The sequence below is a fragment of the Sulfuritalea sp. genome (genome assembly GCF_017302275.1).
Lineage (GTDB): Bacteria > Pseudomonadota > Gammaproteobacteria > Burkholderiales > Rhodocyclaceae > Sulfuritalea.
In genome coordinates, this window is sequence record NZ_JAFLDR010000050.1 from 1 (window position 1) to 13395 (window position 13395).

Consider the following 13395-nt stretch of genomic DNA (forward strand, 5'->3'; position numbering starts at 1 on the left):
CCCGCGAGCAGCATCCGGCCTGCCTTCAATCGCTTCTTTGTTGCGTCGCTTAACCGCTTTTGTGCCATGACAACATTCTCCAATATCACCATTGGAGATACAACGTTTCAGATGATCAAAAGTTGTCATGTTTTACGGAAATATCAATAGAAGGCGGCGTTCCGATCGCGGTCGACGGCAAGATCGTCGGTGCCATCGGCGTGTCCGGCGTCACCTCGCAGCAGGACGCGCAGATTGCCCAGGCCGGCGCGGATGCGCTGAAGTAGCGGTCGCGGCCGCAACAAGAAAGCGGAGCTCGCTAGCTCCGCTTTTTCGTTGGTGCGCGTTACCAGGCCGCCGGGCGCCCGCGCGAATTCAGTGGAGGTTCTTGCCGGTGCCGAAGGTGTCGCCGTCGTCGATCACCACCCGGTTGGCCTGGATGTCCGCCAGCGCCTTCTTCATCACCGTATCGGTGACCCAGTGCGCCGCATGCGGCGCCAAAAGGATTTCCGCGGGCGGCATCGGCCGGGCGATGCCGAAGCCCTGGATGTAGTCGATGCCGACTTCGGCCATGGCGCGCAAGGTGGCGGCGTCTTCGACCCATTCCGCGATCGATCGCATGCCCAGGTTGCGCGACAGGTCGCTGATCGCTTGCACGATCGACAGGCGCGACGGATGTCGCGCCGCCGATTCGACGATCGCGCCGTCGATCTTGATCACGTCGGCCTGCAGGTCGGAAAGGTACATGAAGGAGGTATAGCCGGCGCCGAAGTCGTCCAGTGCCAGCTTGACGTCGAATTCGCGCAGGCGGTCGATCACGCGCCGCGTCTGGTTGAAATCGCGCAGCGCGACGCCTTCGGTGATCTCCGCGCAGAGGCGGCTGGCGGCGCGAGGATGGGCACGCAGCATGGCATAGGCATCGGCCATGAACTGCTCGTCGTTGATCGATGCGCCGGAAAAGTTGACCGTGACAAATCGGGTGCTGGCCAGTTGTCCGATATTGGCTTCCAGCCATTCCAGCACGGTCGACAGCACCCAGCGGTCGATCACGCCGACGCGGCCGTGGGCCTCGGCGACGGCGATGACGCGGCCGGCCGGCATGAAACTGCCATCCGGTGCGCGGGCGCGCAGCAGGACTTCGAAATCGAGGCTGCCAAACGGGTCGTGCACCGCCATGATGGGTTGCATGGCGATGGTAAGGAATTCGGGCGCCTGTTCCGGGGTCAGGCGCGCAACCAGTACCCGCTCTTCTTCATGCTCGTGGAAGGCCGGCGCGTCCGGTCCGAACGCCACCACGTGACCCGAGGCGGACACCCGCTTGGCTTCGCGGCAGGCGCGATCGGCCGCCGAGATCAGGTCGACCACCTCGATGCCCTGGGTGACCTCGACCACGCCAAACGAGACGCCGAGGCGGAAGGCCAGGTCCTGTACCCGGAAAATGTCGCCGTTGACCACGTTGACCAGTTCGTGGCACCTGTCGGTCGCGCCCGCGAGGGACATGCCGCGCAGCAGGATGAGGAATTCGTCGCCGCCGATGCGTCCGAGGAGGTGTTCGTTGCCCAGCGATTTAACCAACTTGGCGCAGAGTTGGCGCAGCACTTCGTCGCCGGCGGTGTGTCCGAACAGGTCGTTGACCGTTTTGAATCGATCCAGGTCCATGTACGCCAGGGCACAAGGGGTCACGGTTCCGGCCGAGTTGATCGCGCCGCGCAGTGCCTGCTCGATCGCGCGGCGCGAGAGCGTGCCCGTGAGCTGGTCATGGTCGGCGAGATACATCAGTTTGCGGTTGGCGGTGACGGCCTCCGTGATGTCCTCGATCGAGCCCTCGATCAGGCCGTCACCGATCGAGGCGCGCGCCTCGTACCAGGCGCCGTGGTCGGTCGACTGGAAACGCAATTGCGCGCGCGAGTTGCCGGCCAGAAGATCGCGCAGCGATTCCCAGGCACCGCGCTCGAAGAAATCCTGCCAGCGCGACTTTCCCTCCAGCGCCTGGCGGCCGAGCAGGCGCCCCAAGGCCGGGTTGCCGCGCAGGATGCGGCCGCTGGCATCGGCTGTAAAGAACGCTACCGGTACCTGATCGTAGGTTTTCTGCAGGGCAATCTCGGCGCCCTGGCGACCCGAGCGTTCGATGCGCATCTGTTCGGCCAGCGCCATCGCCACCAGCAGGCCTGAACTGAGCGCTGCCGTGACGCTATTGACATAGGGTATCGGTCCCGGCAGCCCAAGCATTGCCTTGATCACCTCGGCGAAGCCGGCGATCGCGGTGACCACCAGCGAGGCGGCGAACCAGAGGGCGATGCGCGCGCGCGAGGTCAGCAGGATGCGGGCGAGGAAATAGACGATGATGCCGTAGCCGACGAAGGAGCCAAGCCACAACATCGGGATGAAATTGCGGTAGGGCAGCAGTACCGCGGCGGCGAACATCGGCAGATAGATCAGTTCGAGGATATTCACCAGCGGCCGCCGGGCAATGTGCGCCAGGTCGGCCTTGAACAGTCGCAGGAAGAGAAAGGCCGTCAGCGGGAAGTTTGCGGCGAGGACCAGTTTGCGCATTCCGTCGAGCCAGCCCGCGGGCACCTGATGGCCAAGCCAGAGCGTGTCCCAACCGGCCGAGATGGCACCGACTCGCGTACTGACGACGAGCCAGGCGGCAAAGACGACATAGACCGGTTCGCGGTTGACCAGGGCGACCAGCAGCATGAATACCGCGAGTACCGTCAGGCCGCCCTCGAGCAGGCCCATGTCGTTGGCGAAGGCGCGAATCGACTGGTTGAAGTCAGCCGCGGTCCAGGCGGTGACCGTCAGGTGCGCGGGACCGACAAAGGTGGCGCGGCAAAGCACGGGAGTACCCGAGAGGTCGACGCCCTTGGTAGCGAAGCCGGAATTGGTGAGGGTCAAGGCGCCCGTGGTGCCGGCGCGGTTCGCCGTACCGAACGGCGTTAGCGACGGGCCGCGCCAGCATGAAAGCGTCCTGGCGTGGCGCGATGGAAAATAGACCAGCGGCGGCCCGGCCGAATCCGGCGCCAGCTTGGGTGGCGTGAAGGCGAACCAGACCGGGGCCTCCGACAAGCGGGTGTCGAAATAGCTGACCTGGCCCGCGCTGCGCAGGGCATCGCGGGCGGCAGCCGGTTCTATCTGGCCGTCATCGGGAACGAAGGCGAGTGCCGCGAAGGGCAGGTCCGGCGGTGTCTTGACCTGCGTGTCCGACTCCCATGCAAAAAGCGCGAGCAGCATCGCGCAGGCGAGTACCGCCGGAATACCGGCGAACGACAGGCTCGCCAGCCACCTGCTGTTGCGGCGCAGGAAGCCGCGCAGCAATTCACGGGAAGCGAGCAGCAGTATGCGGCGGGTACGTGGTCGCATCTAGCCGCGTTCCGCCGGTGACCTGTTGCGGCGCGTGGCAAGCATGCAGGAAGTTCCGGATTCGCCGTTTCAGCGTTCGGCCATGGACAGACGCGATTCCTTGTCGCGGTTCTGGCCCATTTCCTTGCCAAGCGTGGCAGCGGGGGCCAGTTCGATGTCCGGATGCCGGACCTCGAAAAACAGCGAATACCAGGGATGGCCCACTTCGAGCCAGCGACGTTTGGTCGCCACCACATCGCAGGACATCGTCCGATGCGGGATCATTCCAGCGTGTGCCATCGGCACGAATTCGCCGCCGGGGAAAACATCTTCGAACAACAACCAGCTGTAGAAGCGGTCCATCGGGTTGCGCGCGGCAGCGACGATGCAGTCGACACCGCTGGATTCGCATTGCAAAAACATGGTTTTCATCAGCATCGCTTTGACCATGCGGCCCACCGCGGCCTGGCTTACAGCAAGGCGGGTGGCCTCGGTCAGCACGCGTTGGCGCAGCGCTCCGGGGAGTTCGACCGACTGTTCGAGGTCGAGCGGGCGCGACTGGTTGGTACGGAAGCGCATGCTGCCAAGCGGAGCGCCATCAAGCTTGGCAAGTGCCACCATGACCCGGCTGCTGCCATCGAGGTCACTGGGTTCCGGTCGGGAGAATCGAGCCGCGAGTTCGGGCAGATGGCGCCCATAGGCGCTTTGCCGAATCGCCACCGCTTTCTCCAGTTCCAACTCATCACGTACACAGCGTATTACGAAAGGCAGATGCTCAATGGTGTCGCGCTGGTCTCTGGTCTCGGTGTGCATGGGTCCGCAATATGCACGCTTATAGGCATCCTGACAAGAGGAAAAACGTTTCAAGTGACGGACTTGATGGAATTTAACGACAGATTGCCAATGTCAGACATCGGATTGATTGCCTTGCAGCAATTGCCAACGTGATATGTCTTCCGGCCGATCGACATCCCAGAGCATGGCGACTTCCTGCCAGCACAGTCCCAGCGCGGCCAGGCGTTGCCGCGTCTGCACCATCACGTGGTCCGTGCTCCAGTCGATGTCGACGAAGAGCTCGGGTACGGGTTTGCGCAGGCCGATCAGGAAATAGCCACCATCTTCCGTGGTCACGAACGCAGCGTCGTTGCCTTCGCGCAAGGTGCGCGCGGCGGCGTGCAGGTGCGCCGAATCCAGGGCCGGGCAATCGGTGCCGACCAGCAGTAGCGGAGCGGCGCCACGAGTGTCGAAGATTCGGGCCATGCGGGTGCCAAGGTCGTTGCCGGACTGGGCGCGAAGTTCGACCGCGAATTTGTTCTGCGCCGCACAAAAAAACCGGTGGCGTGTGTCGGGGGCGCACCAAAGCGTGACCGGACCGAGGTCGGCGGCACATGCGGTGGCCAGGGTGCGCAACGTCAATTGCCGATGCAGGCGCGCCGCTCCGCCGGCACCCAGTGCCGGAATCAGTCGCGTCTTGGCATATCCGGCAACCGGCGCCTTGGCCATGACGGCGATCCCGATCGGTTCGCCGGATGCCTCGCCGGCTGCGATGGCCTCAGTCGACACGAGGGCGATACCCATAGCGCTGCGCCAGTCGCCGGGGATCGGCGCCGAAAAAAAAGGCGGCGCGCAGCCACCACATGAGCAGGATCGTGCGCAGCAGGCCGTGCCTTTCCCAGCGCCGACCGGATGTCAGCACGGTTTCGCGCAGGCAGGCAGGCGCCGATTGGCGCAGCAGCGCTGCGGACAGGGCAATGTCTTCCATCAGGGGCAACTCGGGATAGCCGCCTATCCGTTCGAACACCTCGCGCCGGACGAAGATCGCCTGGTCGCCCGTGGCGATGCCGGTGAAGCGGGAACGCAAGTTCATCAAATATTCGACCACGCGCAAGAACGCATGCCTGCCGTCGATTCGGACATCGAAGCGGCCCCAGTCGCTGCCGCTGCCTAGCGCAGCCAGGATGTCGGCAAGCGCCGAATCCGGCAGGCGCGTGTCGGCATGGAGGAACAACAGGATCCGGCCCTGGCTGGCGGCGGCTCCGGCATTCATCTGTGCCGCACGACCGCGGGGTGCGACGATCACGCGATCCACCAGCGCGTCGATTGCGGTCACGGTTCCGTCTTCGCTGCCGCCGTCGGCGACGACGAGTTCGACTCCCCTCGTCCGCAATCCTTGCAAAGCTGCCAGGCGGACGGCGATCTGTGGCGCTTCGTCGAGTACCGGAATGACGATCGACAGGTCCGTGGTCATGGGGCTGGCTGCCAGTTCCAACAGCTTGCTTCCACTGAGGCGAGAATCATTCGTCGTAGTGCGGAATTGCCGTGGTGCCGGCGCCGACTCTTGCTCCGAAGCGATGCGGGTGTTCGACGCGCGCCACGCCCGCCGGTCGGCTTACTTGCCACCCCAGAGGTGTTCGACCCGTGCGTCGCGACCACAGGCGAAGCGATAGTAGCTGTAACGGATCGGGTTTTTCTTGTAGTAGTCCTGATGGTAGTCCTCGGCCGCCCAGAATTTCCAGGCCGGCGCAATCTCGGTTTCGATGCGGGCGAAGCGGCCGCTGCGCAGCAGTTCGTCGCGGCTGCCCTCAGCGATGGCGCGCTCGCTTTCGTTTTGCCAGTATATGCCGCTGCGGTACGCGGTGCCCTTGTCGCAGAACTGGCGGTCCTTGACCGTCGGATCGATGTGGCGCCAGAAGTAATCCACCAACTGCCGGTAGCTGACCTTTTGCGGATCGTAGATCACGCGCACGGCTTCCGTATGGCCAGTGTCGCCGGTAGCAACCTCGTAGTAGGTCGGAAACGCCTTGCTGCCGCCGGTGTAGCCCGACTCCGCCTCGATCACGCCGGGCAGCTTCTCAAAATCCTGTTCCATGCACCAGAAACAGCCTCCGGCAAAGATCGCGGTGGCCGTGCCTGACCCCGCCCCGCTTCGCCCCGGCATCGGTTCCGCGCAGGCCGTAACTGACAAGAGCAGGGCCAGGTGGAAAATCCGGCTGAGCAGGCATCTCATGTCCGCAGCGCCGGCAGCGGCGCCCCCCTGGCGACGAAGGCGAGGGCTACGCCATTGTTGCAATAGCGTTTGCCGGTGGGTTGCGGGCCGTCGTTGAAAACGTGGCCCTGGTGTCCCCCGCAGCGCGAGCAGTGGTACTCGGTGCGCGGATAAATCAACTTGAAATCGGTCGCCGTGCCCAAGGCGCCGGCCAGCGGTTGCCAGAAGCTGGGCCAGCCGGTGCCGCTTTCGTACTTGTGCGCGGCGTCGAACAGCGGCAGGCTGCAGGCGGCGCAAATATAGGTCCCGGGACGCTTTTCGGCATTCAGTGCACTGCTGCCGGCGTGCTCGGTGCCATCCTCGAAAAGGACGCGGTAGGCGTCTGCGGCGAGCAGCTTCTTCCATTCCTGTTTCGGCTTCGACAGCGGAAAGGCGCGGGCGGCGGCCGCGCCGGTCGGCAGCGCGGTGACGGCTAGCAGGCCGTACATACGGGCAATCCAGTGACGTCTGTTCATCGTGTTCTCCTGTTGTTGCGGTGGCGCGAACCGGAATGCAAGCTCGGGGTCAGTTGCTTGGTTCTTGTGCGTGGGTCGTGCCGGCGGGCGAAGTCCTTACAGGTGCTCCGACATTGCGCATATTAGTCATCATCGGCGAAAATGCGTTCCGTCCGAATCAAACCCCGAAACCATGGAACTGGATCGCCAAAGCGAGCTGAATGCCCTGCGCCCCGACCTGCTGCGCTTCGCGCGCCTGCAGTTGCGCGATGCCGGCGCCGCCGAAGATGCCGTGCAGGAAACCATGCTCGCCGCCCTGACAGCGAGCCAGGGCTTTGAAAGCCGGTCGTCTTACAAGACCTGGCTGATCTCCATCCTGCGCAACAAGATCGTTGACATCATTCGCACCCAGAGCCGGGAGCTACCCGCAAGTTCGTTGGCCGACGATGACGAAGGCGATGCCTTGCTCGATGAATCGCTGTTCGAGGCACGCGGGCACTGGCAGCCAAGTGCTCGGCCGATGCGCTGGGCCGATCCTGAAGCGTCCTTCGAACAGCAACAGTTCTGGATAGTGTTCGAAGCCTGCCTGAACCACCTGCCGCCGAAAACGGCGCGGGTTTTCATGATGCGCGAGTTCCTCGGCCTCGATACCGGAGAAATTTGCAAGGAAACGGGTATCAGTTCGTCCAATTGCTGGGTAGTGCTGCACCGGGCCAGGATGGGCCTGCGCACCTGCCTCGAAACACGCTGGTTCGCCGGCGCGGGAGCGTGAGATGCTGAGTTGCAGGGAAGCCACGGCACTGATGTCACAGGAACAGGATCGCCACCTCGGCATGGCCGAAAGGATGGCGTTGCGCCTGCACGTCCTGATGTGCGCCGGGTGCAACAATTACCGGCGTCAGATGAACGTACTGCGCGAGGCCTGTCGCCGATTTGGAAGTGGGGGCATGCAGTGAGTGCGCCGATCGCGAATGCCGCGACCAACGGAACGTGCCCGCAGTGCGGGGTCAAGTTTCGCTGCGGCATGGACGTTGGCGACGCTGAATGCTGGTGCGCGGCCCTGCCGCCGTTGTCCGGCTTGCCGGCACAGTCCGGTGAATTCGCCGCCAACTGCCTTTGTCCTGCCTGCCTGCGTGAACGGCTGGGCTTGGCCCTGGCGAGCGGGCAGGCGGCGCAGTCGTAAAGCCGATCGATAAACTCCTGTTGGTTTCCGCCGTCGTTCCTGCGGTCTTGGTGGTGGTGCCGACCGTCCCGGCGGCCCTCGGTTTTCGCAATTTTCGCCTTTCGCCGCGAAACCTTACGCGCGCTCCGTGGCCAAAACCATCAAGGTTGGCCTCAGCGAAAGCATGAGCAACGGCGCCATCATCAAGCGCCAGCAGTTCCTCGGCTGCTTGACAGGTGTGCCGGGCGTGCATCGGGTGCAGGTGACGCGCGGTCTGACAGTGATCGTCCAGTTCGGCCCGGGACTGGCAAGTCGTCAAATTCGCCGGCACTGCCCTGTGCCAGGCCATAAGCGGCGGGCGCAATTGCGTGATGCGCTTCACTCGGGAGATGTGGGATGCTGCCAACGGGCACTATTGATTCAGGAATCTGCGGCACGCCGCTTCGTCCCGTAGGCGGCAATGCTGACATTTTGGCATGCTAAAAACAGTTTCAATAACAACTCGTTATGAAATCGCTTGGATTTCCTGATGCCAAATTGTCATGTTGGCGTCCGCAGCCGCGACGCCTGTTCTTGCTGTTTTTTCTAATAACTCATACTCTTAGGCGTAAGTTGGAAACCTGGAACGGAAAATGCAGGTACAAACAAGGGTGAGCAAATACCTAGGTAGTTCACTCGAGATCCAGCCCGGCAATTCAGGGCAATTGCATACAACTCTTCGAAGGGGAAATCATCAATGAGCATGAAAGCCATAATCGTCGCTTCCGCCCTGTCTATTGGTATTGCGGGCGTTGCTGTAGCCGCTGACCAGAAAGGAATGAGCGGCATGGAAGGTCAGAAGGGCATGTCCGGCATGTCGGGTCAGAAGGGTATGTCCGGCATGTCTGGCATGGAAGGCCAGAAGGGCATGAGCGGTATGTCGGGCCAGAAGGGGATGTCCGGCATGGAAGGCATGTCCGGCATGGAAGGCAAGAAGAAGAAGGCCAAGCAGGAAGGCATGTCCGGCATGTCCGGCATGGAAGGCCAGAAAGGCATGAGCGGAATGTCGGGCCAGAAGGGCATGTCGGGTATGTCCGGCATGGAAGGCCAGAAGGGCATGAGCGGAATGTCGGGCCAGAAGGGCATGTCCGGCATGTCCGGCATGGAAGGCCAGAAAGGCATGAGCGGAATGTCGGGCCAGAAGGGTATGTCCGGCATGTCTGGCATGGAAGGCCAGAAAGGCATGAGCGGAATGTCGGGCCAGAAGGGTATGTCCGGAATGGAAGGCAAGAAGTAAGTAACAGCAGACCCCAAAGTCCAACAGGTAAGACAGGTAGCTGTTTCGCGGGCGAAGGTGACTCTCCTCCCCTTCGTCCGCGTTTTTTTGCGAAAGACTCTCGATGAATCGCAGTATTGATGATGCGGCGGTGCTGCTTACCGCAACCTTTGTGTTGGTAGTGGCCACCGTGTCCCAGACGTCACACGCTGCGGACGCGCCGGGGGCGGGCTTTGTCGCGGGTCTGGCACCCCATCAGCGGCCGGAAGGCGCGCCGGCAATCAAGGACTTCACTCCCGATCCTGCCTGGCGCTCCCGGGCCTTGACCGGAGTCAGCGCACCGATCCCTGCTAGCCTCCGATTCCTTGATGATCAGGGGGCCTGGTACACCCCCTTCAATCATCCGGGATGGCCGGGATACTACGATCTGCGCCGGTGGTTCGGCGGAGCCACCCAGACGACGGTAAAGCAGGTCCGCTGAAGCGCATGACGTCGACATCCACCCGCAAATAATGAAACGCGCGCGCCGTTGTCGGACCTTGGGCGAGCATATTCGGCCCGCCCCCCTTCCCGCTAAGCGGCCCACGGCTGACTTTACACAGCCAGCCGGCTGCGGCGGCGCGACGCATGCGTCGCGAATTCCCGCCCCGCTCCCTCGCGGGGGGGGGCTAAATGGCTCGCTGCGCTCGATATCAAAAGCAACCTATTCGGCAGTTTCGCGTTAAAGCATGGAAAATTCGATCAAGTGGATTCTGGTCGCCCTGGTGATCCTTGCCTCGGCGTGGGGCGTCGGGGCGGGCAGGGATGCCCAACAGGCTGCCGACCGCGAAAGTGTCATGGATCTCGACGGGAAGCTGCTGCGGGCGAGCTACAGCCCCCTGCATTTCAAGCCGGCCATCGACACCGCGACCGACGCGCAGTGCCTGGCCTGCCACAAGGAAGTGCTGGAAGACAAGCCGCGCGTCGCATCGCCGGCCGGTGTTCGCGCTGCCGACAGCATTGCCTGGTACCAGCGCACCAGTACCTACAGCGGAGAGCAGGACAGCTTCCATCGACGGCACCTGACGACGCCGATGGCACAGGCCTTGATGGACCTGCGCTGCAACACCTGCCACCAGGGCCATGACCCGCGCGAGGAGGCGCAAGGCGCCTCGGCGACCTCGGCGCCCCAGGCCGATCGCGGCTTCACCCTGCGCAAGCAGGTCAATCCGGAAACAACCTGCCTCAAGTGCCACGGCCAGTTTCCGGCGAAGGAAATCATGGGTCTGCCCGGCCCCTGGTCCGAGGTCAAGGACACCTTCCAGAATGACTGCCTTGCGTGTCACGGCGCTTTTCGCACCAACCGGCACCAGGTCAGCTACCTCAAGGCCGACGCCATCGAGGCGGCGGCCAAGGCCGGCACCGCCAACAAGACCGGCGGCGACGTCTGCTACGGCTGCCACGGCGGTCGCGCCTGGTACCGCACTGCCTACCCCTATGCGCGCAATTCCTGGCCCGGCATGCCCGAGGTGACGCCCGAATGGGCGCGCCTGCGGCCGCGCCATTCCGAAATGCGCTTCCTCACGTCATCGGCGGCCCCGACCGCGGGAGCCCATTGATCATGAAACCGATACCCTTCGCCATTCACGACATCCTCAACCCGGCACGCCGCAGTTTTCTCAAGACCACCGCGGCCGGCGCCGCGCTGGCCGGTGCCGGCGGCCTGATCGAACTGACGATGCAGGACAAGGAGGCGCAGGCCTTCGCCTATGAGCCCCATTACACGGACGACCAGTTGACCACTGTCGTTACCTCGTGCGATCACAATTGCGGTTCGCGTCACATGCTGGTGGCGCACAAGAAGGGCGACGTCATCGTCCGCCTGTCGACCGACGACGGCCGCTACCAGGAAAACGGCGCCTTCGGCAAGGACACTGTCGCCGAACCACAGTTGCGGGCCTGCCTGCGCGGCCGCTCCTACCGCTCGCGCCTGTATTCGCCGGAGCGCCTGCTCTATCCCATGATGCGCGTCGGCGAGCGCGGTTCGGGCAAGTTCAAGCGCGTCTCCTGGGACGAGGCGCTGGACCATGTCGCGAAAAAGATGATCGAGCTGAAGGGCAAGTATGGTCCGACCGCGATCCTCGACCAGGCCTACGCTGGCACCTCCTACGGCGTGCTGCACAAGTCGGACCAGATCGAGGGTCTGCTGGCGCGCTTTCTCGGCCTGTTCGGCTGCCGCACCAATTCCTGGTCGGTGCCCAGCTACCAGGGCACCACCTTCAGTTCGCGCATGACCTTCGGCACCATCGAGGACGGCAATGAAGACGATGCCTTTGCCGACACCAAGCTGATGATCATGTGGGGCTGGAATCCGGCCTACACCTTCCACGGCGGCAACACCTTCTACTACTTGCGCCTGGCCAAGCAGAAGGGCTGCAAGTTCGTCGTCGTCGATCCGCAATATACCGATTCGGCCGCCGCCTACGATGCCTGGTGGATCCCGATCCGGCCCAATACCGATGCGGCGATGCTGGCCGGCATGGCGCACTACATTTTCGCCAACAACCTCCAGGACCAGAAGTTCATCGACAAGTTCGTCCAGGGGATGGATGCCGGCACCATGCCGGACTGGGCGAAGGGGCAGGAAAGCTTCAAGGATTACATCCTCGGCACCAACGACAAGACGCCGAAGACGCCCGAGTGGGCCGAGAAGATTTGCGGCGTGCCGGCGGCCGACATCAGGAAGCTGGCCGACATGTACGCGCGCACCAAGCCTGCGGCGCTCAAGGCTTCCTGGTCTCCCGGGCGCAATGCCTACGGCGAGCAGTACAACCGCATGGCGGCGGCCGTGCAGGCGATGACCGGCAACATCGGCATCCTCGGCGGCTGCGCCGAGGGTGTCGGCAAGGGCTGGCATGCCGAGTCCGTGGCCTATCCCTACGACGAGAACGCCAATCTCTGGTGGGCCTCGATCAAGTCCGACCGCTGGGCGCATTGCGTGCTGAACTATCCGAACGTCAAGCGCGAGGAGATCGGCTGCTGGCCACGCGACGACGAGCTCGACGGCAAGATTCCCAACATCAAGGGCATCTTCTGGCACGGTTCGGACTGGTTCAACCAGCTCACCAACATCAACAAGGAAATCGAGGCGATCAAGAAGCTGGAGTTGGTGGTCTGTTCCGACTCGACCATCACGCCGTCCGGCCTCTGGGCCGACGTGCTGCTGCCGATCGCCACCCACTTCGAACGCCACGACGTCGCGCTGCCCTGGTACAAGGGCCACTACTACATCCACCGGCCAAAGGTGATCGAGCCGATGGGCGAGTCGAAGACCGACCTGCAGGTCTATACCGAGCTGGCCTGGCGGCTGGAGGCCCTCGATCCCTCGCTCAAGGGCCTGGGCAAGCGCTATAACCCGCGCGCAGAGCGCAACTACTTCGACAACCCGGATGCGGTGGACGAGGCGTATCTTGTCGCGTGGTGGAAGAAGGTACAGGATCACCAGGGCGTCAAGATGGGCTGGGAGGAATTCAAGCGTCGCGGCGTCTATAAATTCACCTTTGACAAGCCCCTGGTCGCCTTCCGCGACCAGATCGAAGAGGGAGTTCCCTTCGAGACGCCCTCGGGCAAGATCGAAATATTCTCGACCACGCTGGCGCAGGTCAAGGATTGGACCAAGACCCAATACGGCTACCCGATCCCGGCCATCCCGAAGTGGATCGAACCCTTCGAATGGCTGGGGGATGTGGCGAAGGTGAAGGACCATCCCTTCCACCTGATCACGCCGCATCCGCGCTGGCGCACCCACTCGATCTTCCACAACATTCCCTGGCTGCGCGAGACCTACCAGCAGGAAGTCACGCTCAACGCCGCCGACGCGAAGAAGCTCGGGATCGTCACCGGCGACATCGTCGAGGTGTGGAACGATCGTGGCACGGTCGTCGTGCCCGCCTACGTCACCGAACGCTGCATGCCAGGTGTGGCGGTGCTGTTCGAGGGCTCCTGGATGGACCTCGACAAGAAGGGTGTCGACCGCTCGGGCAATCCGGATTTCCTGACCAAGGACGAGCCCAGTCCGGCCGGCGCCTTCGCCTACAACACGATACTGGCCAACATCCGCAAGTCGACGCTTGAGCACAGGCCCGGCTGGGACAGTGTGGCGACCTCGCGTTCCTACATCTTCCGCCGGGATTCCTGA

15 protein-coding genes are annotated in these 13395 nt (G+C 63.3%); 9 read left to right on the forward strand and 6 right to left on the reverse strand.

What is annotated here, in order from left to right; translation table 11 throughout:
• The first annotated feature begins 122 nt into the window (after positions 1 to 122).
• Positions 123 to 266 carry a heme-binding protein gene (locus tag J0M27_RS18910; RefSeq protein ID WP_294995468.1) on the forward strand — a complete coding sequence of 48 codons (144 nt, stop codon included), beginning with the start codon at positions 123 to 125 and terminating at the stop codon, positions 264 to 266.
• Between the two features lie 88 nt (positions 267 to 354).
• On the opposite strand, the gene J0M27_RS18915 is transcribed toward J0M27_RS18910, so the two are convergent.
• From J0M27_RS18915 to msrB, 6 genes are all read right to left on the reverse strand, one after another.
• Positions 355 to 3342, reverse strand: coding sequence for an EAL domain-containing protein (locus tag J0M27_RS18915; protein ID WP_294995471.1), 2988 nt, complete (start codon positions 3340 to 3342; stop codon positions 355 to 357).
• A gap of 69 nt (positions 3343 to 3411) precedes the next feature.
• On the reverse strand, positions 3412 to 4134 hold the full coding sequence (locus J0M27_RS18920) for a hypothetical protein (RefSeq protein ID WP_294995474.1): 723 nt from the start codon (positions 4132 to 4134) through the stop codon (positions 3412 to 3414).
• Positions 4135 to 4227: 93 nt separating this feature from the next.
• Entirely contained in the window at positions 4228 to 4899 is a 672-nt protein-coding gene (locus tag J0M27_RS18925; protein ID WP_294995478.1) for a TIGR04282 family arsenosugar biosynthesis glycosyltransferase, read from the reverse strand.
• Complete coding sequence (locus J0M27_RS18930) at positions 4874 to 5569, reverse strand: TIGR04283 family arsenosugar biosynthesis glycosyltransferase (RefSeq protein ID WP_294995481.1); 696 nt, start codon at positions 5567 to 5569, stop codon at positions 4874 to 4876. Before J0M27_RS18930 ends, J0M27_RS18925 begins: the two co-directional genes overlap by 26 nt.
• A 141-nt stretch (positions 5570 to 5710) precedes the next feature.
• Entirely contained in the window at positions 5711 to 6328 is a 618-nt protein-coding gene (gene msrA / locus J0M27_RS18935; protein ID WP_365963159.1) for a peptide-methionine (S)-S-oxide reductase MsrA, read from the reverse strand.
• Positions 6325 to 6822 carry a peptide-methionine (R)-S-oxide reductase MsrB gene (msrB, locus tag J0M27_RS18940; RefSeq protein WP_294995484.1) on the reverse strand — a complete coding sequence of 166 codons (498 nt, stop codon included), beginning with the start codon at positions 6820 to 6822 and terminating at the stop codon, positions 6325 to 6327. Before msrB ends, msrA begins: the two co-directional genes overlap by 4 nt.
• A gap of 172 nt (positions 6823 to 6994) precedes the next feature.
• Here msrB and J0M27_RS18945 point away from each other — a divergent pair, with 172 nt between their 5' ends.
• From J0M27_RS18945 to J0M27_RS18975, 8 genes are all read left to right on the forward strand, one after another.
• Positions 6995 to 7573: a sigma-70 family RNA polymerase sigma factor gene (locus J0M27_RS18945; protein ID WP_294995487.1), complete on the forward strand. Its 579-nt coding sequence runs from the start codon at positions 6995 to 6997 to the stop codon at positions 7571 to 7573.
• Between the two features lies 1 nt (position 7574).
• The gene (locus tag J0M27_RS18950; protein ID WP_294995490.1) at positions 7575 to 7757 is read left to right on the forward strand and encodes a zf-HC2 domain-containing protein; all 183 of its coding nucleotides are present in this window, start codon (positions 7575 to 7577) and stop codon (positions 7755 to 7757) included.
• The gene (locus tag J0M27_RS21425; RefSeq protein ID WP_365963162.1) at positions 7754 to 7984 is read left to right on the forward strand and encodes a cysteine-rich CWC family protein; all 231 of its coding nucleotides are present in this window, start codon (positions 7754 to 7756) and stop codon (positions 7982 to 7984) included. The genes J0M27_RS18950 and J0M27_RS21425 overlap by 4 nt, the downstream gene beginning before the upstream one ends.
• A 127-nt stretch (positions 7985 to 8111) precedes the next feature.
• Positions 8112 to 8417, forward strand: a complete 306-nt coding sequence (locus J0M27_RS18955; protein WP_294995493.1) for a hypothetical protein — start codon at positions 8112 to 8114, stop codon at positions 8415 to 8417.
• 288 nt (positions 8418 to 8705) lie between these two features.
• Positions 8706 to 9239, forward strand: a complete 534-nt coding sequence (locus J0M27_RS18960; protein WP_294995496.1) for a hypothetical protein — start codon at positions 8706 to 8708, stop codon at positions 9237 to 9239.
• 103 nt (positions 9240 to 9342) lie between these two features.
• Entirely contained in the window at positions 9343 to 9699 is a 357-nt protein-coding gene (locus J0M27_RS18965; protein ID WP_294995499.1) for a hypothetical protein, read from the forward strand.
• A 247-nt stretch (positions 9700 to 9946) separates the two neighbouring features.
• Positions 9947 to 10816, forward strand: a complete 870-nt coding sequence (locus J0M27_RS18970) for a hypothetical protein (RefSeq protein ID WP_294995502.1) — start codon at positions 9947 to 9949, stop codon at positions 10814 to 10816.
• 2 nt (positions 10817 to 10818) lie between these two features.
• On the forward strand, positions 10819 to 13395 hold the full coding sequence (locus tag J0M27_RS18975) for a molybdopterin-dependent oxidoreductase (RefSeq protein ID WP_294995505.1): 2577 nt from the start codon (positions 10819 to 10821) through the stop codon (positions 13393 to 13395).

Bases quoted from the DNA above. Each gene is read 5' to 3' on its own strand.
- J0M27_RS18915 (WP_294995471.1), bottom strand. From the start codon at position 3,342: ATGCGACCACGTACCCGCCGCATACTGCTGCTCGCTTCCCGTGAATTG.
- J0M27_RS18920 (WP_294995474.1), bottom strand. From the start codon at position 4,134: ATGCACACCGAGACCAGAGACCAGCGCGACACCATTGAGCATCTGCCT.
- J0M27_RS18925 (WP_294995478.1), bottom strand. From the start codon at position 4,899: ATGGGTATCGCCCTCGTGTCGACTGAGGCCATCGCAGCCGGCGAGGCA.
- J0M27_RS18930 (WP_294995481.1), bottom strand. From the start codon at position 5,569: ATGACCACGGACCTGTCGATCGTCATTCCGGTACTCGACGAAGCGCCA.
- msrA (WP_365963159.1), bottom strand. From the start codon at position 6,328: ATGAGATGCCTGCTCAGCCGGATTTTCCACCTGGCCCTGCTCTTGTCA.
- msrB (WP_294995484.1), bottom strand. From the start codon at position 6,822: ATGAACAGACGTCACTGGATTGCCCGTATGTACGGCCTGCTAGCCGTC.
- J0M27_RS18945 (WP_294995487.1), top strand. From the start codon at position 6,995: ATGGAACTGGATCGCCAAAGCGAGCTGAATGCCCTGCGCCCCGACCTG.
- J0M27_RS18950 (WP_294995490.1), top strand. From the start codon at position 7,575: ATGCTGAGTTGCAGGGAAGCCACGGCACTGATGTCACAGGAACAGGAT.
- J0M27_RS18960 (WP_294995496.1), top strand. From the start codon at position 8,706: ATGAAAGCCATAATCGTCGCTTCCGCCCTGTCTATTGGTATTGCGGGC.
- J0M27_RS18965 (WP_294995499.1), top strand. From the start codon at position 9,343: ATGAATCGCAGTATTGATGATGCGGCGGTGCTGCTTACCGCAACCTTT.
- J0M27_RS18970 (WP_294995502.1), top strand. From the start codon at position 9,947: ATGGAAAATTCGATCAAGTGGATTCTGGTCGCCCTGGTGATCCTTGCC.
- J0M27_RS18975 (WP_294995505.1), top strand. From the start codon at position 10,819: ATGAAACCGATACCCTTCGCCATTCACGACATCCTCAACCCGGCACGC.